The 19,674-nt window shown below is 40.8% G+C and carries 18 protein-coding genes and 2 pseudogenes; 13 read left to right on the forward strand and 7 right to left on the reverse strand.

Going from position 1 to position 19,674, the window contains the following annotated elements; genetic code table 11:
- Positions 1–80: 80 nt before the first annotated feature.
- Positions 81–242, reverse strand: a pseudogene (locus NLP_RS36040) (ISH3 family transposase); the annotation flags it as partial.
- Positions 243–765: 523 nt separating this feature from the next.
- Here NLP_RS36040 and NLP_RS11315 point away from each other — a divergent pair.
- Both NLP_RS11315 and cruF read left to right on the forward strand, forming a co-directional pair.
- On the forward strand, positions 766–975 hold the full coding sequence (locus NLP_RS11315) for a hypothetical protein (RefSeq protein ID WP_104906488.1): 210 nt from the start codon (positions 766–768) through the stop codon (positions 973–975).
- A 340-nt stretch (positions 976–1,315) separates the two neighbouring features.
- Positions 1,316–2,219: pseudogene (gene cruF, locus NLP_RS11320) on the forward strand (gamma-carotene 1'-hydroxylase CruF).
- A gap of 61 nt (positions 2,220–2,280) precedes the next feature.
- Here the strand turns inward: cruF and NLP_RS11325 are convergent.
- Positions 2,281–4,614 carry an NACHT domain-containing protein gene (locus tag NLP_RS11325; RefSeq protein ID WP_104906489.1) on the reverse strand — a complete coding sequence of 778 codons (2,334 nt, stop codon included), beginning with the start codon at positions 4,612–4,614 and terminating at the stop codon, positions 2,281–2,283.
- A gap of 878 nt (positions 4,615–5,492) precedes the next feature.
- On the opposite strand from NLP_RS11325, the gene NLP_RS11330 reads away from it, so the two are divergent.
- From NLP_RS11330 to NLP_RS11350, 5 genes are all read left to right on the forward strand, one after another.
- Positions 5,493–5,867, forward strand: coding sequence for a hypothetical protein (locus tag NLP_RS11330; protein WP_104906490.1), 375 nt, complete (start codon positions 5,493–5,495; stop codon positions 5,865–5,867).
- A 51-nt stretch (positions 5,868–5,918) separates the two neighbouring features.
- A complete protein-coding gene (locus NLP_RS11335; RefSeq protein ID WP_104906491.1) occupies positions 5,919–6,173 on the forward strand; it encodes a TIGR02450 family Trp-rich protein in 255 nt (84 codons plus the stop codon).
- A 609-nt stretch (positions 6,174–6,782) separates the two neighbouring features.
- On the forward strand, positions 6,783–7,649 hold the full coding sequence (gene bchL / locus NLP_RS11340; RefSeq protein WP_012410753.1) for a ferredoxin:protochlorophyllide reductase (ATP-dependent) iron-sulfur ATP-binding protein: 867 nt from the start codon (positions 6,783–6,785) through the stop codon (positions 7,647–7,649).
- A gap of 32 nt (positions 7,650–7,681) precedes the next feature.
- Positions 7,682–8,476 carry a DUF5331 domain-containing protein gene (locus tag NLP_RS11345; protein WP_104906492.1) on the forward strand — a complete coding sequence of 265 codons (795 nt, stop codon included), beginning with the start codon at positions 7,682–7,684 and terminating at the stop codon, positions 8,474–8,476.
- 176 nt (positions 8,477–8,652) lie between these two features.
- Entirely contained in the window at positions 8,653–10,056 is a 1,404-nt protein-coding gene (locus NLP_RS11350; protein WP_104906493.1) for a ferredoxin:protochlorophyllide reductase (ATP-dependent) subunit N, read from the forward strand.
- A gap of 221 nt (positions 10,057–10,277) precedes the next feature.
- Here the strand turns inward: NLP_RS11350 and NLP_RS11355 are convergent, their stop codons facing one another.
- Both NLP_RS11355 and NLP_RS33015 read right to left on the reverse strand, forming a co-directional pair.
- Positions 10,278–11,558 (reverse strand): hypothetical protein, encoded by a 1,281-nt coding sequence (locus tag NLP_RS11355; protein WP_104906494.1) that lies wholly within the window; start codon positions 11,556–11,558, stop codon positions 10,278–10,280.
- 16 nt (positions 11,559–11,574) lie between these two features.
- Positions 11,575–11,745, reverse strand: a complete 171-nt coding sequence (locus NLP_RS33015) for a hypothetical protein (protein ID WP_158680342.1) — start codon at positions 11,743–11,745, stop codon at positions 11,575–11,577.
- Positions 11,746–11,805: 60 nt separating this feature from the next.
- Between NLP_RS33015 and NLP_RS11360 the strand changes: the two genes are divergently transcribed.
- Both NLP_RS11360 and NLP_RS11365 read left to right on the forward strand, forming a co-directional pair.
- A complete protein-coding gene (locus NLP_RS11360; protein WP_104906495.1) occupies positions 11,806–12,057 on the forward strand; it encodes a hypothetical protein in 252 nt (83 codons plus the stop codon).
- On the forward strand, positions 12,038–12,301 hold the full coding sequence (locus NLP_RS11365; RefSeq protein ID WP_104906496.1) for a Txe/YoeB family addiction module toxin: 264 nt from the start codon (positions 12,038–12,040) through the stop codon (positions 12,299–12,301). The genes NLP_RS11360 and NLP_RS11365 overlap by 20 nt, the downstream gene beginning before the upstream one ends.
- A gap of 133 nt (positions 12,302–12,434) precedes the next feature.
- On the opposite strand, the gene NLP_RS11370 is transcribed toward NLP_RS11365, so the two are convergent.
- A complete protein-coding gene (locus tag NLP_RS11370; RefSeq protein WP_104906497.1) occupies positions 12,435–12,767 on the reverse strand; it encodes a XisI protein in 333 nt (110 codons plus the stop codon).
- Positions 12,755–13,036 carry an element excision factor XisH family protein gene (locus tag NLP_RS11375; protein WP_325034758.1) on the reverse strand — a complete coding sequence of 94 codons (282 nt, stop codon included), beginning with the start codon at positions 13,034–13,036 and terminating at the stop codon, positions 12,755–12,757. Before NLP_RS11375 ends, NLP_RS11370 begins: the two co-directional genes overlap by 13 nt.
- 378 nt (positions 13,037–13,414) lie before the next feature.
- Here NLP_RS11375 and NLP_RS11380 point away from each other — a divergent pair, with 378 nt between their 5' ends.
- The 4 genes from NLP_RS11380 to NLP_RS11395 all read left to right on the forward strand — a co-directional run bounded on the left by NLP_RS11380 (position 13,415) and on the right by NLP_RS11395 (position 18,524).
- The gene (locus NLP_RS11380) at positions 13,415–16,027 is read left to right on the forward strand and encodes a U32 family peptidase (RefSeq protein ID WP_104906498.1); all 2,613 of its coding nucleotides are present in this window, start codon (positions 13,415–13,417) and stop codon (positions 16,025–16,027) included.
- Between the two features lie 353 nt (positions 16,028–16,380).
- Positions 16,381–17,067 (forward strand): magnesium protoporphyrin IX methyltransferase, encoded by a 687-nt coding sequence (bchM, locus tag NLP_RS11385; RefSeq protein WP_104906499.1) that lies wholly within the window; start codon positions 16,381–16,383, stop codon positions 17,065–17,067.
- Between the two features lie 508 nt (positions 17,068–17,575).
- Positions 17,576–18,055 carry a hypothetical protein gene (locus NLP_RS11390; protein ID WP_104906500.1) on the forward strand — a complete coding sequence of 160 codons (480 nt, stop codon included), beginning with the start codon at positions 17,576–17,578 and terminating at the stop codon, positions 18,053–18,055.
- Between the two features lie 88 nt (positions 18,056–18,143).
- Positions 18,144–18,524, forward strand: coding sequence for a DUF423 domain-containing protein (locus tag NLP_RS11395; RefSeq protein WP_104909841.1), 381 nt, complete (start codon positions 18,144–18,146; stop codon positions 18,522–18,524).
- Between the two features lie 387 nt (positions 18,525–18,911).
- On the opposite strand, the gene NLP_RS11400 is transcribed toward NLP_RS11395, so the two are convergent.
- Positions 18,912–19,673 carry a nucleotidyltransferase domain-containing protein gene (locus NLP_RS11400; protein ID WP_104906501.1) on the reverse strand — a complete coding sequence of 254 codons (762 nt, stop codon included), beginning with the start codon at positions 19,671–19,673 and terminating at the stop codon, positions 18,912–18,914.
- Between the last annotated feature and the right edge of the window lies 1 nt (position 19,674).

Here is a 19,674-nt window from a genome sequence, read left to right on the forward strand (position 1 = left end):
AACTAAGATAGCGAGCAGAGAGCGTGACTTAATCGCTCTAAAGAAACACACAGGGTGTGAAATTGAGCATAAGAAATTAAATTTTCAATGCTATCCCTCTGGGTGGCTGCTCGAATTAAAATTTCAAAAATATTTCTTTGTTCACACTTACCTTGAGTCTGAATTGGAATGTTTTCAGTTAAACAGTTAACCACTTCATTCAAAGTTTTACTATCAGTTAGAACTGGGGTAATTGCAGTCATAGCTCAACCAGATATTTCTCTGGTTCAATTTTCTCGCAACTCTTTGACAAATTCTCTGTAATCACACCAGAATGATATTCTGCTGCTAAATTTGCTCTTACGCTTGGCTGATTTATTAACTTTACTTATGTCACAAGATCAACTCAGTCATTCAACACTGACATTTAAAATCACTAACTTTCAACGAAAGTTCACTTAGACAGGTAATCATCACAGAGCGATCGCAGAAGTTTTCGGTCTACTGAATTTAACTATATTGTAATCAGCAAGTAACCTATCTAGTAATTGAGTCTATAGCGGCGCATTTTCTAATCAATCTGTTACGGATAATTAGTTTAAGATAGTGTTGTTAAAAATCATGTTTGAATAAACGTTTTAATTACGTATAAATTGTCTAATTTGCATCTAAAACATTCAATAGTTATAGATAATTTCTGACATTTTTACTTAAAAAGATACAAAACATATTTAATTTATTCAACTAAAACAGAAAGTATCAACTATGAATTGAGGACTTTTACGCATGACTGCAACCTTGATGAAGGTGCCTAAGTTTCGTAATACCCAATGGGTGAGTTTTGTTGGTGGAGAAGGAATTGTACGCAGCTACACACCTGAATGTGGTACATGGACGTATCTCATTGAGATGGCATTAGAGCTAGAGCCTAACTTTGGCAGAGTTGGTGCAGAAACGATGATACTCCTCACTGAGGCAGATTTGCGGACGACATAAGCAAGCTTTTGACAAGGCTACAACCTAGTACCGCAAGGCAAAAGTCACGCATAATTGTATTTCGGGCTTTTACACCATTTGAAATGGTATGTTTACTTACGCCGTGCTGTACTAGTAGTCTGTCAATAAATAATTGACGAATAAATTTTCTGTAGAGACGACGATTTATCGCGTCTCTCCAACTGTCAAAATGGGTTTCGTAAATATGCTCCCGACTTGGCACACGATCCGTTTTACTCCTGGCTAGATTGCATTCAATGACTTTCTAAATATGTTCTTAAACATTTGGAAACTTTTAGCAGCCGAGTAGCCGCGTGTCATATTTTGTTAAGGAATTATCATGAGACAACTTGTTATTGCTGAACGCGTAAGCCTTATTGGTCATATCGTGTCAATGGTATTTGGATTGGTAGGGATGTTACTGGTTGTACCTAATGCCCAAGTAATTTTCGACTTATCCGAGGTTGGACAAACTGCTATGCAATGGAGTATGGCAGAAGGCGGTGTAGTTTATATGATTTTAGGTGCAGCAGGTGTTTTCTTGTATGCCACGCGGACTTTGGGTTTAGGTCGCGCTTTGGCATTTCTGTTGCCATCTGTATTTATTTCTCTAGGAAGTGAATTACTAGGAACCAGTACTGGTTTTCCATTTGGTCATTATAGTTACCTAAGCGGTTTAGGTTATAAGATTGCGGGTTTAGTCCCATTTACAATTCCCTTGTCGTGGTTTTATTTGGGATTTGTTTCTTACCTACTGGCACGTGCAGGTTTTGGAAGGGGACAAAAAACCCACCTTGTGGCGTCATATAAGTGCGATCGCTTTGGGTGCTTTGTTACTAACCTCCTGGGATTTTGTTCTCGATCCGGCAATGAGTCAAACTTCCCTGCCCTTTTGGTATTGGCAACAACCAGGCCCCTTCTTTGGAATGCCTTACCAAAACTTTGCGGGGTGGTTGGGTACTAGCTCGGTATTTATGACTGTGACTGCACTGTTGTGGAGAAATAATCCAATTAGCTGGGAGCGATCGCAACTTAATATACCTTTTGCAGTTTATTTAAGTAACTTTGGTTTTGCTACAGTCATGAGCTTAACAGCTGGATTCTTTGTACCCGTGTTGCTAGGCTTGTTGCTGGGTGTAACTCCCGCAGTGCTGCTGTGGTTGAAAGGCTCATCTACACCTGTCCAAGTTCTCATGGAAGCACCAGAAATCTCTGTAGCTAGGGTCAAAGTTGCAGCGAAATGAAAGGGCATTGGGCATTGAGTACAAGAGGCAGAGGAGTAAAAGGGCAGAGGGGAAAGACTTACTACAACTTTTCCTCTGCTCCCCTGCTCCCCCAGTCCCTAATTCCCTGCCATTTTCGCTGGGAGAGTTCTTTTATCGGCAACAACAAACTAGCTTCAATCTCCTGGCGCACAACGCCTGTTACCTCACAGTTGCTATTGAGGCAATCGATAAGCAACTGATTGGCATCGTAATATTGTTGCAATACTTGTTGTTGCTGTGGGCTGAAGTGCCAGTGATGCTGAATGTTTCGATGCTTGGCGATCGCAGTTTTTAACTGTTCCATCCAAGCAGGATAACTTGTTTTCCACGATGTCTGAATCCTTTCTCTACTTTGTTCTGGATCGGGCAGTAGGTCTTTAAGTTGTTGTAAAGCTTGATGTAAGCCAGCATCTTGAACAATTGCTAAAGCACTACTCAGAGCATCGTTGCACCCATAGACATCGGCAAAATTAGATTTGCATTCCATTACTAGGTTATCTAATGCCGCATCCAAAAAAATATCTCGATCGAAGATGCAGACAAGGGCAAAGTACGGGGAAAGGTGAGGAGTCTTAGCCAAGGCAAGATAAAACGCCCGAATTGCAGCAGACTCAGGAGCAGCAAGAGATTTTTGACTTGCCCAAGTTAAAAATTTTTGCAAATATGGATCTTGAGCCGTTAGCGCATCAACTTCTTGCTTCATCAACTGCACCAGAAAATCTGCATTCCGTAGCATAGCAACCGTTAACAAAAAGATTTCACGCCACCTGGGTTCAGTAATATGAGTCACCAGACGTTCTAACGGTTGTTTTAATGCTTGTAAATTATAACTGGCAACGATTTTTCGAGCAGTCAGGTATTCTTGAAACGTCAAATAAGAGAAAGAGAAAATCCCCCGCACTCTTTCTGCTAGCAATCCATGTTGCAACTCTATCGCCTGAAGTACCCCTTGACTATCTAATTCCAATTCCTCTGGTTCTGTGGAAGCATTCGGCAAATCACCGATATAATCGCTAATGTATTGCTCAACAATGCGTTGTTCAAAAAAGTAATTACCCTGCTCAAATGTCGCGTTAGCAACCTGACTCAGCAACTTAAGTTTTTGTGGTAATGAAAAACCTTGGTATACTTCATCCCGCTCAATTGCTTTAGTTTCGTCCCATTTGCCCAGGAGCAGGTCTAAACACTGCTTATAAAACGCAGCTTTTTGGGTTGGAAATTTGTTCTGGTGATGAAAAACGCAGCAGGCGAGATGCAAAAACAAGGGAGTGACAGCAAGTCTCCGAAATTGTAAATTTTCGGGTAAATCTAGTTTCTCAATAAACTCAAATGCCTGTTCTTGTTTATCCTGGATGTTCGTTTTCGTAACTGCTGTAAACCACTTCTGAGCAAAAGCAACAATTTTATCTTGACTAAAAGGGGCAATTTCAACATCTGTAAAGCGTCTGAGGTTGAAAGCTTTAGCTGCGGTGCGGCAGGTGACGACAAACATATTCTTTTGATACTTTTCAGATAGTCTGCGAATCTCATTGACGACACCGATGCTCTGTTGATGGAGTACTTCATCTAATCCATCCAGCAATAGCAACACTCTGCCCTCTAACAACAAAGTTTCCAGCATAGATGGGTCTGGAATTCCACAGGTGAGGAATTCTTTGCAAATATAGTTGAGTAAATTGAACTCCCCCGCTTCTCTAGATTCGTCCGCAAAATCTCTTAAGGTGACAAAAATAGTCACCCGATTTGCAGCAAATCTACCTCGGTTGCATTGAATCGCCAGATGTTGTAAAAAAGTGGTTTTACCTGCTCCCGGTTTACCCAACACCCGCAGCTTTGAGTAAATTTCAACTGCTGTGATCCCCGCGATTTGTGTCTGGGATACTTCACCTAAACCAAAGCGATCAAATTCTTTTGATGTAAACTTTTGTAAATCAGCAAACTCTAACCACTGAAAGCTGGCAATTTCCTCTAAAATGTTGACATCGATGTAAATGTCGTCTATTTTAACGGGACGATTAATATCTAATAACTGCAAAGTGCCGCACTGGTCTTGAATTTTGTCGAAGCGTTGCGATCGCACTTGTTGTACTAAAGCATCAATATCTAAGAATTTAGCAGCACTAAGTTCTTTTGATTCAGGGAATTCTTCTGGAGGATTAGCCGCAATCTCCCGCCAACTCAACGACAACACAGAACAAATTTCTATAAAGATATGACGCTCAACTGGACGCCCACTAAAAAATCGCCAAATTGGTTGGCGAGTCTTTAAGTGGACTTCAAAAGCCAAATAGTCTTGTGTCCACCCCTTATGAGCGAACGCTTTTTTAGCTTGTTCAATCCCAGCGAGGGATGCCTGGAGCGCTCGCTTGACCATAGGAGTTTACACACATCAAACAATAATTATTCAATTTGACATTATTGCTACATTCAGTTTCGGAACTACTTAGAAAATAAGTTAGTTATTTTTGCTATTTTTAAATACTAATGATTTCATTTAAAGCATCTTCAGCCAATATCCTGTGATTGTATTATTCTCAGTAAAAATTTAAATGTTAAAGTATTTTTTACTACTTTATGTTTAATGTTATAGAAAGTTTTTCTCTATCTAATAGCTGAAGTGCTGCGCCAAGTTCAAAGTTTATGTACCATTGATTACTTAGTACTTATAATAAATATTGTAGCACTTCTCTATACTTGTCTATAAAGTCTATAAAGTTAGCTTATTATCAATTAATATTTAAATAACTTATAGCATTTTTTAAGCAGCAGAGTTACACCCAAATCTTTTTTACCAAGGTTACTACCTTTGAAAACGTACCTCACTAGGTACGGAACTGCTATAGCTTAAGAAGTAAAGAGTAAAAAGATAATCCCCCATAAATAAATTTAGGGGATTTAATAAGGACGTATTGTTTTACAGGCGCGATAAGTTTTTTCACCATGAGCATTAAAGATTGGCAAGATTGCTACTGTTGTTATGCTTCCAGTTTGAAATCCTTTGCCTCAAATTATGGCTCTACGCAACTCAAGGTTTGAACTCACCGGGGGCGATTGTTAGGTTGCTGGTGACAGCTATTGCAACCCTTCAAGAAATTGGAAAGGTTATTGCCGAAGCTGTCTGAACATCAGCACAAATTTAAATGCGTATACCAAGGCATGACGTATTAAAGTTGTTCTACCTTACCTCTACCATTCTCCTCTTGCCCCCACACAGAGTTACCATAATTCCAGGTCGCCTAGTGGATGCTGAAAATGATTGACCCCTACGACTTTGAAGATGATGACCTTGACTTTGAGGATGAAGATTTCTTGAAAATAAAACCCATCAGCCAAATGACCGAAGGGGAAAAACTACAGCGATTTAAGCGGTTCTTTGACAGCAGCAGCCGTGCTATGCTGCAAGACTGTCTATTTCGTATCATCAATTATGAAGATGGTACGGGCACGTTAGAAATTCTTTGCCCTAATCAAGTCGTAAGGCAACGCCTTTCTAAGAAAAAGCGCAAAATTACCAACAACATCAACACCTGCTGGAGTCATATCAGATGGTTTTCGCTATGTGTCCAGCAAGATAGTGAGTTGCATTGCCAGAAGTTTACCCGTAATGGCGATTTGGTGACATCTTAATTGGGTATTGGGGACTATACCTAATGCCAGATGACAAATGACTAATAACAAATGACTAAAAAACAAAAATTTCCTTACCTAGTTGGTTCTAAGTGGACAGCACAGCAAAAAATCGATGGCTGGCGGCACTTCCAAGTTGTCAATCGCAAAAATCAGGCTAAGTGGGTTTATGCCGAAATGGTTGCTGCTTGCGATCCGAAAGTCCGTTTTTGGATAAATGCCAAATTATTACAAGATAACTCCCAGTGGCAAGCTGGCTGGCAAACATTACAGCAAATCCACGGACTTGAAACTGAAGTGTCCTAATTAGCTTTGTTGACTCGTTCCCAGCCTCTGACTGGGAATACCCATTAGTGGGCTGCTGCCTGATTATTTTGCAAATTAATAATTTTTTACAAAATCATACTAACTTACTCTCAAGCAGCAATTAAACGGTCTTGGCTACCGTCTGAAAACTGGCAATTTATCTGCGATACCTTCGGTGAGCTACGCTAACGCAAATTCCAGTAATATTTCCAGCATCAGTCTGCATATACCTCTCTTTCCCATTGACCCTACACCCCAATGCCTTGAAAACACGTTGTCTGACCATCAGCTAATTCTATGAAAAGCATTCAAAAAAGCCGATTTCATATTTTTTTATTTTGTAACTATTTTTATAAAAATAAGTAATAAAAACTTTTTATTGACTATTTTTAGAGCTTTAAAAGTCTTTAAGGTTCATAAAAATCCAAATAAACACAATTAAGCTTTAATTCATCCGATAAGACCGTTTTACAAATTAAGAGCCACTTTCTTTTCTATGTAATTTGCCCAATAATGACATCAACAGACCTCACGCATCGCCATCTCAGGAAAGGTGAAGGCAAATGTTTGAGCCACAAGTTTGACAAAAAGCTATAAGAGGGAACAACAGTGAAACTAGCAGTCTACGGAAAAGGTGGTATCGGTAAATCCACAACTAGCTGTAATATATCCGTCGCCCTAGCTAAACGTGGCAAAAAAGTGCTGCAAATTGGTTGCGACCCCAAACATGACAGTACCTTTACCCTGACTGGGTTTTTGATTCCGACAATTATCGACACCCTCCAAGAAAAGGATTATCACTACGAAGATGTCTGGCCGGAAGATGTAATTTACAAAGGCTACGGCGGTGTTGATTGCGTAGAAGCTGGTGGCCCACCTGCGGGTGCTGGATGCGGTGGCTACGTAGTCGGTGAAACCGTGAAATTACTTAAAGAACTCAACGCCTTTGATGAATACGATGTAATTCTCTTTGACGTTCTGGGTGACGTAGTTTGCGGTGGTTTTGCAGCACCACTCAACTATGCAGATTACTGCCTGATTGTTACAGACAACGGCTTTGATGCATTGTTTGCGGCTAATCGGATCGCTGCTTCAGTCCGTGAAAAAGCCCGAACTCACCCACTGCGTCTAGCTGGGTTAATTGGCAATCGCACCTCCAAACGCGACTTGATTGAAAAATATATAGAAGCAGTGCCAATGCCAGTTTTGGAAGTTTTACCTTTAATTGAAGATATCCGTGTTTCCCGTGTGAAAGGTAAGACTTTGTTTGAAATGGCAGAGCAAGATCCTTCTCTAGACTACGTTTGCGACTACTATCTCAACATCGCCGACCAAATTTTGGCGCGTCCCGAAGGTGTTGTACCAAACGACACACCAGATCGTGAGTTGTTCTCTTTGTTGTCTGATTTTTATCTAAATCCGGGTAAACCCCAGGTTCCTAATTCAGAAGAGGAACTAGACTTGATGATTGTATAAATCACTAAGTTCTCAGGATGGGGGACAATAATATGGCTTTCTTTCACAGCTTTACAGATTCAATAAAGCAAAAGTGGTTGCAATTTTTCCAGAATAATCGAGACTGGATTACCCTGCACATGGAAGTGGAATCAGTGTACACCCCTGATGGCGGGAAGCGACCACCTTCTTACCTCATCCTGGGAGTTCTTAACGCCCTAGAGCCAAAGCTAGCGCAGTTAATGTTGCCCTTTGCCAAACTTAATCCTGACGCCGATACCCTAATTGAGGTGCTAGATTTGCATTTTGATCCAGATTTAGCTCTCGGTAATCGCTTCGTCGTCAACCCAGAAGTAGAGAAATACGTAGAAACACCAGCAGATGTCATTGATGAAAAGCCTGAAGATGAAACTTTGACACATTCTCATACAAATGGCTTTGTGTCGGTGGCGGTAGTAGACGTTCAAGAGTTCGCAATCGTGGATTCTGAGGATGAAAGCCTGGGAATCAGCGAGTTGGAGGAAACCGAAAATGGCTTTGGCGATATTTCCTTAACTAACGCACACAACTCAAAAGATGAGTCTTTCCAAATCTCTAGTTTAGAAGCAGATGAGTTTGGGGAAATTGCCTTCGATTCAATAGCTGCAACGGAAGTAAAGCTGGATGAAGATGAAGCGCTTGAAGATAGTCCGCTAGATGAGAATGCGTTTAAAGACGTGTTGTCAGATGTCTGGGGTGATGAAACAGCTTTACAAAAGGCTGAAGAAAATAACGATTTTTTGGGGGAAGAACTGCCAGCAGGCGTTTTTGATGAATCAGAAATTGCCCGTCTCTTCCCCAACGCTTAATTATTGCTGTTCTTCGCAATTTTAAGTTTTAGATTTGGGGTTTTGGATGAGGAATTAGGGAAATTGTCGTTAGACAGAGGATACTTTTGTTGTCCCAGCCTTCAATCCAAAATTATCAATCTAAAATCTGAAATTGGTTGAACTGCCATTAAATATCAAGGGGAGAAAAAACCAAAATGACTGTCGCTCAACAACCAGAAGCTTTAAGCTTTGAATGTGAAACCGGGAATTACCATACCTTTTGCCCAATTAGCTGCGTGGCGTGGTTATACCAAAAAATTGAAGATAGCTTCTTTTTGGTGATTGGGACAAAAACTTGTGGCTACTTCTTGCAAAACGCGATGGGGGTGATGATTTTTGCTGAACCCCGCTATGCAATGGCAGAGTTGGAAGAGGGCGATATTTCAGCACAACTGAATGATTATGAAGAGTTAAAGCGGTTGTGCTTGCAAATTAAACGCGATCGCAATCCTAGTGTAATTGTCTGGATTGGCACTTGCACCACCGAAATTATCAAAACAGATTTGGAAGGTTTAGCGCCGAAGCTAGAATCCGAAATCGGTATTCCCATCGTTGTAGCGCGTGCAAATGGTCTAGATTACGCCTTCACCCAAGGGGAAGATACCGTATTAGCTGCTATGGCTAACCGTTGCCCTGATAAGGCTCCTGTGGCGGAAACAGAGAAGAATGAACGCAATGCGATCGCTAAATTGCTCAACTTTGGTAAAAAGAAAGAAGATGTCGCCCAAGATGAATCTGAGTACGTAGTTCACCCACCACTGGTTCTCTTTGGCTCGCTTCCCGACCCCGTAGTTACTCAGTTAACCTTGGAACTGAAGAGACAAGGCATCAAAGTTTCCGGCTGGCTACCCGCGAAGCGCTTCACTGAACTGCCAGTACTAGAAGAAGGGTATTATGTCGCTGGTGTCAACCCCTTCCTCAGCCGCACAGCTACCACCTTAATGCGCCGCCGTAAGTGTAAACTGATTGGCGCACCGTTCCCCATTGGCCCCGATGGCACTCGCGCTTGGATTGAGAAAATCTGCTCGGTGTTTGGTATTACTCCCAAGGGTTTGGATGAACGGGAAGCACAAATTTGGGCAGGTTTGGAAGATTATGTGAAACTGATTCGCGGTAAATCTGTATTCTTCATGGGTGATAACTTGCTGGAAGTTTCCCAAGCAAGATTCTTAATCCGTTGTGGGATGACAGTTCACGAAATCGGCATTCCCTACATGGATAAGCGCTATCAAGCTGCTGAGTTGGCACTGTTGGAGAAAACTTGCCAGGAAATGAATTCACCCCTGCCAAGGATTGTGGAAAAGCCGGATAATTACAATCAACTTCAGCGGATTTATGCGTTGAAACCAGATTTGGTAATTACTGGTATGGCTCACGCTAATCCGTTGGAAGCACGCGGTATTAATACTAAGTGGTCGGTGGAGTTCACTTTTGCTCAAATTCACGGCTTTACGAATGCGCGTGACATGTTAGAGTTGGTGACTCGTCCGTTGCGTCGGAATAATAATTTGAAAGATTTGGGTTGGGATAAGTTGGTGAGAGAAGAAGCGAAGATTTAGATTTGGGTTTGGATTGAGCAACAGCAAAATAGTATGTTAGGGCGAACTTTTGGGTTCGCCTTTTTTTTACGAACCGCAGAGGCGCAGAGAACACAGAGGAAGAGAGAGAGAACTTAATTCATATCAAATCCGTTTTATCGGAATTATTCCTCTTTCCTCTCCCTCTGCGCTCTCAGCGTCTCTGCGGTTTTTTAATCATTTAGATGCTACCGGATTGGATATCAGATGGAAGGCTGTAACTCTAAAGGTTTGGATGGAATGATATACATTAATTCTGCACCGTCTGGTTTAATTTCTGTTGACGGAGTTAATTTAAGCCAGTCATGAAAGCTGATTCCTAATTGGGATATTGCTTGTACTTCTGTTTGGTAAGATTCAAACCTGCGATTAGTTTCAATCATTGATTCCACTACATCCAAAGTTTTAGGAAGACGTGCGTAAATCTGCGGCTTAGGATCATCCCAAATTGCTTTTCCTACCCAATCTACTTTGGAATCCCAAATTGCTGCTGGTATTGATTCTACCCATTTATTAGGGTCTTGAGCCAACATGAATAGATTCATCCGTTGCATATCAAAGACTGCATTTTCATCCAAAGTTGGGTCGAGCCATTGGTAAATTCGGGTTAGCCTCCGCAAATCAATCTGACCTCTGAACTGAGGCTGTAAATATACTGCTGGGTTAAAAGTAAGCAGAAGCTTAACATATTTCTGAATACGAGAACGAATAACTCTCGAACCTTCCTGGAAGCGGCGAAGTGCTGTATCGTGTTCCTCTAGTTCTAAATAGCAACGTGCTTCAGCTAGATAGGCTAAAGATAAAGTCAGCAGATATTCATCAGCAATCTGGCTTTTTTGCTCAATTTCGATATCGGTGTATTCAGTATAAATATGCTCTGCTTCTAAAAAGCGGTTAATAGCTTGTAGTGCGCTGCTTCTACGATTTTCAATTTTGGTCATCGTAAAGGCATTAGTTGCTAATTCGATTGCAGCACGAAAATTAGCATAGAAACTAAGGTCGATTTTACGATTAATGTTATTTAACAGTTTTTGTGCTTGTTGTAAGCGTTGTTCTAATTCCTTAAGGCGTTGTGCTATTACAACAAAGCCTATAACTGAGACACCAAGGTTAAGTATACTGACTGCACTAGTTACCTGCAAAATTTCTTGAGTGAGTTGCACACTTTGCCTAACCTTACCTAACTGATTTTCAATGCCATCCAAACGCCGATTAACATCAGCTAATCCTTTTCCTGTCGCAGCCGCATTAGCCCCTGAAGCAACAAGATTTGCACTTGAGAAAAAAAGGTTGAATATATTGTTAGGGCTATCAGTTAACGTTGGCACTTGGGAATTATTTGATCCTTGCTCCCGCAACCAACTAACGACTTGTTTTGTCCCTACATCTCTGATAACACCCCCCACCCTTTCAAAAGTTCCATCTGCCAATCCTTTTGCAATCCAATCAGCAAGCATAAAGGTTACTGTAACTGGTAAACTCACAATTTTCTCCTAGTTGCTAAAATTTCAGCAGCACGATGTCTGGTAGCCAGTCGCTTCGATTCTGCACAGCAAATAGCTGCGCTTTACTCAGTATTCCCAATTTGAGTTGTAGTTTATGCAATAGCGATCGCTTCGCTCTTTTTAACGAACCGCCCACGCTAATAAAGAAAAGCGAGCGATCGCCCAAATATCATCTCAGTCAAACACAGTTACAATAAGGTAGTAAAGATAGGAGGAAATATGAATTATGCTTAGTGGAATTAAACAAAAGGCTATTGTAGGCAAAGATGGCAAGATTGAACTTTCAGCAACCGAATTAGCAGAAGGAACAATCGTAGAAGTTATTGTGCTAGTTGAACTATCAACTGAAGAGGATGAAACTACTTATCTTTTGAAATCAGAGACTAACAAAAAACATCTGCTCAAAGCTTTGGAAAATGTAGAAAAAGGAAACTTAATTTATGTAGATTTAGATGAATATGAAAAAAGTTGCTTTTGAACCAGAAGCTTTTGAACAATTAGGCCAGTGGGCAACAGAAGACAAGAAAATTTTCAAAAAAATATTGGAACTGATTAGAGATATACAAAGAGATTCTTTTGCGGGGATAGGGAAGCCAGAGCCATTAAAATATGAACTACAAGGTTACTGGTCAAGGCGGATCACAGATGAACATAGATTAGTTTACAAAGTGCAAGAAGATTTATTGATTATTTTGACTTGTAAATATCATTATGAGCAATAAAGGTTATTGAGGCTAGGATATTGTTTTACTTCAAGCGATCGCTCTTTTTAACCAGAAGATGCAGAGCGATCGCAGATACAATGATAAGTAAAAGGCAAGCTAGTAGAAAATGGCTAAAATTGTCACCCTTCAATTAACTAACAGCGAAATCTGTATATTTACGTACAGATGGCAACTGAAAACCTAAAACAATATCCTCTTTTGGGACACCTAATTCAACCAACTCATTAGCAATTCCTACCTCTGTTCCATCTTGCTGAATCCAAATTTTCTCGTTAATAATATCTACATGGAGAACAGTCCCATATATGCGGTCTTGCTCGCGCCAACCTACATAAAATAATTGATAATGATCGTGTTCTGTATCGAAAATTATCTGTGCTTGAATGCGATTATCCCAAACAGTACTAGCGTGTTGTTCAAGCAAATTCTTAATATATTGTCGATATACTTCTAGATTTGCCATTCTGCGATCGTCTCCTGTTCAATATTATAAATTAGTAAACAGAGCTGATTACTTTTAATTACAGATTGGATAAATGGAAGGATAAAAAACTCATTGTAAACAGTACTAGGAACTGCTAAATATAAAGTACGATTAGCTTCTTGTTTTTGTAAAGCAATTCGGTAAATGATAAATTGTCCTAATGCAGCATAAAGTTCTGTGATTTTTGACGGACTTAGAAAACTTTTAATTTCAACAGCTATTTTTTGTCCTTGTTTTTCGGCTGCAATAACTTTTTATGCTCCTAAATCAACATATAATTCAAGGGTTCTTGCCTGGAGAGCATAAGGATCGTGAGTGATTAACTAGCCATCTTTCTCAAGTGCTGTTTTGACAACTGTATGAAAAGCATCTTTAGCAGACACAGGTTTGATTCAAATTTATGGCGGTGCTTGATTTAAGAATTTCCATTTTGTTAATACATTGACAACCTAGCGAAACTTTTTTTTAACTAAATTTAATATAGTTCTGTTTCTTCTCGCCTGTCTACTTACTTCAGATGCAGAGGAGAAGAGTATTGAATGAACCGCAGATGAAAGAGCGATCGCCCCATCCTCCAATAACTTCGATAAAATCACTATGGTGCTAGTTAACCCTCCCTAAATCTAATGAAAACCGATCGCCCTTCTTCCCAACCTTCCCTTCAACGTCCTGAACTACTTGCGCCAGCAGGTAATTGGGACTGTGCTAAAGCTGCTGTGGAAAATGGGGCAGATGCGATTTACTTCGGTTTGGATCGGTTTAACGCCAGAATGCGGGCACAAAATTTTACTGAGGCGGACTTACCCCAATTGATGACATTCCTGCACCGTCGGGGCATAAAGGGTTATGTCACTGTCAACACCCTAATATTTCCCAAAGAACTAGCAGAAGCACAGCAATATCTCCGCACAATTATTGCAGCTGGTGTAGATGCGGTAATTGTTCAAGATATTGGTATATGCCGTCTCATCCGTCACCTTTCCTCCGATTTTCCCATCCATGCTTCCACGCAAATGACCATCACGAGTGCGGCTGGGGTAGAATTTGCCAAGTCTCTTGGCTGTCAATTGGTGGTATTGGCGCGTGAATGTTCTCTCAAAGAAATCAATAAAATTCAGCAGCAGATTGCCCAACAGGAAACTTCGCTGCCCTTGGAAGTTTTTGTTCACGGTGCTTTGTGCGTAGCGTATTCCGGTCAGTGTTTGACTAGTGAGGCTTTAGGTGGACGTTCTGCTAACCGAGGTGAATGTGCCCAAGCTTGCCGGATGCCCTACGATTTAATCGCCGATGGGGAAGTTGTAAATTTAAAAGAACGCAAATATTTACTCAGTCCTCAAGACCTAGCAGGGTTAGATGTTTTGCCAGATTTGGTGAAATCAGGAGTAACTTGTCTCAAAATTGAAGGTCGCCTGAAAGCTCCAGAGTATGTTGCTAATGTCACCCGTGTTTATCGGCAAGCTTTGGATAGTGTCATGACGGAATTGGAAAGACCTAACCCCTCTTTGCCTACAAGGGAAGGGGGAAGAGGTCAATCAGACCAAGAACACTACAACCTAGAAATGGCATTTTCTCGCGGACTTTACACAGGCTGGTTTGGCGGGATTAATAATCAGGAACTTGTTCACGCCCGCTTTGGTAAAAAACGTGGGGTTTATCTAGGTGAAGTCACCCGCATTCACAACGAACAGGTAACAGTCAAACTGAAAGCACCTGTCAAGCCAGGAGATGGAATTGTGTTTGACTGCGGTCATCCAGAGGCGAAGGAAGAAGGCGGCCGAGTTTATGGGGTGGTTTCCAAAGGTAAGGAAAGTGTGCTGACCTTTGGTCGAAATGACTTGAACCTGCGCCGAGTGCATATAGGCGATCGCATTTGGAAAACCAGCGATCCAGAACTCGATAAGCAACTACGTCAGAGTTTTGCTGGGGAGAACCCACAATTTCAGCGTCCGATTGATATGGAAATTTATGGAGAAGTTGGTCAGCCATTGATTGCGATCGCCCGCGATCGACTCAGTAATATCGTACAGGTAGAATCTGCAATTTCTCTGGTGGAGGCGCACACTAAACCCTTAAATACAGAGCGTTTACAAGAACAATTCGGTCGTCTCGGTAACACACCTTTCTGTTTGGGAACGCTAACCAACCACCTCAGCGGTGCTATTATGCTACCCGTAAGTGAGTTGAACCGGATGCGGCGGGAAATCGTGGTGCAGTTGGAAGAATTGCGAAGTCAACCCAAACGCTGGCAATTACGTTCTGATGTCTCTTTTCAAGACTTACTCCCCTCCTCATTACCCTCATCTCCTACCCTGCGGGAAGCTAAAGCTATATCTCCTTCACTCATAGTCTTGGTACGAAACCTCAAGCAACTGCAAGCAGCACTCCAAGCGGGAATCCAAACACTTTACTGTGAGTTTGAAGACCCCCGTGCCTATCGAGAAGCCGTGCAACTGGTACGCCAACAAGGGCAAAAAGACAAGGAAGACAAAGGGGACAATGGAAAATTTCTCTCTCATCTTCCCCATCTCCCCACAATTTGGGTTGCACCACCCCGAATTACTAAACCTGGAGAAAACTGGATTTTGCAGCAAGTACGTGCATGTGAAGCAGATGGCTATCTGATACGGAACTATGACCAATTGCAATTCTTTGCAGCAGACCGTTGTATCGGAGATTTTTCGCTCAACGTTGCTAATCCGTTAACAGCAGACTACTTTCAGCAACACTTTGGTTTAGAACGGCTGACGGCATCCTATGACCTGAATATTACCCAACTACAAGACCTGCTCACCAGTTGTCCACCCCAGTGGTTTGAGGTGACAATCCATCAGCATATACCGATGTTTCACATGGAGCATTGTGTTTTTTGTGCCTTTCTCTCGATGGGTACAGATTACACCAACTGTGGACGACCTTGTGAAAAGCAGGAAGTGAAATTAAAAGACCGTGTAGGTAGCGAACACGTCCTCAAAGCAGATGTAGGCTGTCGTAATACTGTATTTAACGGCACTGCTCAAACCGGAGCCGAATACGTACAGCGCCTCATAGAACTGGGATTACGTCACTTTCGCATCGAATTTGTGAATGAAACACCAGAGCAAGTGAGTAAAACAATACATTTTTATACTCAATTATTGCAAGGCGAGATTACAGGTTCTCAACTATGGCGAGAGTTGAAGTTGCAAAATCAATTAGGCGTGACTCGTGGCCCTATGGGAGTGTCTGCATTGCGGTCATAATTGATTTTCTGAACGCCCAGCTTGAAAAATCTGTTCGGCGGTTAAATTTAATTCCGGGAATGTAGGGCAATACGGTTCGGTTAAGATCCCCCCGCCTGCGGCGACCCCCTTAAAAAGGGGGTAAAAGAGGATTATAAGCTCCCCTTTTTAAGGGGGGTTGGGGGGATCTCCAGGGCAAAATATCACTAACCGAACTGTATTGAGAGTCGTTGGGCTTGTGCGATAAGTAGTAGGTGCTGTAAGTAGAATTTGCGCTGCATTTTACCATATTGCGCCTTCCTTTAAAATGAAATAACCCTGGGTTCCTATCAATGATAATTTTAAGCATTGGGAACTCCTAAAAATCGAAGTTTATGAACGCAGCCGACGACAAAACGATTGTTCGCGAGTATTTCAATTCCACAGGGTTTGACCGTTGGAAGCGAATCTACGGCGATGGCGAAGTCAACAAAGTCCAATTAGACATCCGCAATGGACACCAGCAAACTGTGGATACAGTTCTTGGTTGGCTGAAAGCTGATAATAATTTACCAGAGCTATCAATCTGTGATGCTGGGTGTGGTGTCGGTAGTCTCAGCATTCCCCTGGCAGTAGATGGTGCCAAAGTCTATGCCACCGATATTTCGGAAAAAATGGTAGAAGAAGGCAGGGATAGAGCAAAGCAAACTTTGGGAAATGCCGAAAATCCCACTTTTGCTGTGCAGGATTTGGAATCATTGAGTGGTAGCTACCATACCGTTATTTGCCTAGATGTTCTCATCCATTACCCTCAAGAAAAAGCCGATGAAATGATATCTCACCTCTGTTCTTTGGCACAGTCGCGGATAATTCTCAGTTTTGCGCCGAAGACCTGCGCCCTGAGTATACTCAAGAAAATTGGTAGTTTCTTTCCTGGGCCAAGTAAAGCCACTCGTGCATATTTGCATCGTGAGGCTGATGTGGTGAAAATCTTAGAAAGTAATGGCTTTTCATTGCAACGACGGGCAATGACGAAGACTCGCTTCTATTTTTCTCGCCTACTGGAAGCTACACGCAATTAAGGTTAAAATCGCAGCAAAGGTATAATAAACATCTTGCTGCGATTTGACAATCTCAAACCTGAGATATGGTAGATATTACCGTTGGCATCAAGCTTTATTTTTTCTCTAAATAATCGTTGTTCTGCTCTGCATAATCAGACATTCTTACAAACTAAGCGATCGCAGCTGCTCCCAAGAGAATAGTGAAAGCAAATAACCACATTTACATTTTATTCAGATAAAATTTCTTCTTTGAAGCTTCAACAGAGGATACCAAACTTCTGAGGATGCTGACTCCAAGGGTTTTATAGGTGTATTTAATTTCTTGTTTATCTAGTTTCTCTAATTCCCTAATTTCAGATCATAACGGGTGATATTGTATTAACCAACGCTGCACTAATTAAGCAATGTAGGTAAAAAAATATTGTGTCAAAGCTAAAAAACTGTTGCCGGCAGTAGATTGATATCTTGGAACCTTTGTGAAAGTCAGGTTAAAATCGCAAGCAAAGTGTAAATCTGAAGTGAAACTATGAAAACTGCTGAAAAATTAGCTGCTGGTTGGCTACTGACACTCGGATTCATGTTTGTAACTCTATCAGCAACCGCGGCATTAGAAAAATTTGCTACACGTCAAGCCATCATAATACCCACGGGTGAGTATGAGTTTAACGCACCAAATGCTACTTATGAAGATAATAATGCTGCTGTTGGTGGTCTAATTTTTGGTGTCCCTACCCTAACACTGGGCACATGGTTAGCATTGGGATTGTACCGTCAAAGTCGGCAGGAAAAAAAGGCGATTAATCAACAAGTTAGCGATCGCCTACAATCGATTTTTTATGAGATGCTACAAGAAAATCACGGGCGCGTAACTGTTTTAGGTTTTGCCATGCAGTCACAACTACCCGCAGCCCACGCCAGACAATATTTAGATGAAAAAGCTAAAGAATTCAATGCAAACTTTAAGGTGAACGAAGAAGGGGCTGTATCATATCATTTTGATGTCTAATTGTCATTAGTCCTTTGTCATTTGTTATTTGTTATTCACTAATGACTAATGACTAATGACTACAATACCCAACTTACGGCTAGGTCTAATGACGCAGATTTTTTTGAGCGTAGCTGCCATTTTAGGCGGTTTGTCGGTTGCTGCTGGTGCTTTTGCTTCCCATGCCTTGCGGCAAAAGATTAGTGAGCGATCGCTAGAAATTTTTGAAACTGGCGCTCGTTACCAAATGTATCATGCTCTAGCACTTTTCTTAGTAGCAATACTAATTAGTCGTACCGAGTCTCCTCAACCTACTCTTATCGCCAGTGGATGGCTGTTTCTCATTGGCATAGCTCTTTTCTCAGGTAGCTTGTACGCCCTTAGCTTAACCGGTATTAAATCCTTGGGAGCGATCGCACCACTAGGCGGTGCAGCCTTTCTTGCCGGTTGGGGTGCTTTAGCTTTTGCTGCTTGGAATTTGAAGTTGTAAAAAAGTTAGGAGTTAAGAGTTTTTAACTCCTAACTCCATTTTTTATAAGCTCATTTACCTGATTGTCACAACACATTTTATAAAAATATGCTATAGTATATTTAGCATTTTAATGCCCAAAAGCTGCAAATAATAAACTCAATCTCTTCGTTTTTAAGTAGGGAAAGTTACTCTTATATATGTACAAAAACTAATAAATTAACAAAAATATTTTTTAAAAAGTAAAATTGACCAATTACTAAATCATAATTTTAACAATGGGCGGAGTTTGCAATCATTTTACCTATTAAAACACAAATAAACTAGTACCGTTATTTAGAGGTAACGCAGAATTTAAAATTCCTAAGTTTATCTTTTTTAAAAAGCTAGTACTGAGGAGTTAAAAGCTTATAGTTTATTGCTCCTTGTTCTCAGGCGTATTAACAAATCATCCAAAGCTGCATTAGCTGAAGGTGTTTCAGGTAATAAGCTAGATTGATATGCCTCCTGTAATTTATTACGCAGACGTTCATATTCTCTTTTATGAAAATCTACATTAATATCTGACAATGCAGACTTTTCTGTACCTGCTAACTTTTGGGCGATCAAATCAGAAATATATGACAAATTAAAAACCTCATTTAGATCAATTAAATTAGCTTCAATTCTCCCTGTTTGCATCAGATAAATTCCAGTTAAGAGAACTCGATAAACATAAAGCAATGGCTTAATTCGATAGGTATGTTCTTTTTCAAAAAGTTTCCATTGTGTTGCAGCAAAACCAAAATAATGGTAGCTATGATGACGGGTAATACAATTTTTAGCAATAATTTTCAATTCATTATGTTCAGGTGAAGTTGTTAATATTAAAGGAGAATACAATTGTTCTAACACATAACCATTCTTTTTAAGTAACATCAAAAAGAATTTTTTGACATCATGAGTGACTAAATCAATCTCTAAAGATTCACGAATTTCTGAAACTTCAATAGTTTCATTCCTAGTCTTTAATCCGACTATTTCTTGAATTGGTAAAATATGCACACCACGCAAGTCATAATCAGAATCAGGTGAGGGAAAGCCATATAAGTGGGAACCACTGATGATAGTGAATAAAAGTGAGTAAGGCTGTTGTCTAATAATTGTGTTAATAGAAGTTGGAATATTCATA

Source organism: Nostoc sp. 'Lobaria pulmonaria (5183) cyanobiont', assembly GCF_002949795.1.
Classification (GTDB): domain Bacteria; phylum Cyanobacteriota; class Cyanobacteriia; order Cyanobacteriales; family Nostocaceae; genus Nostoc.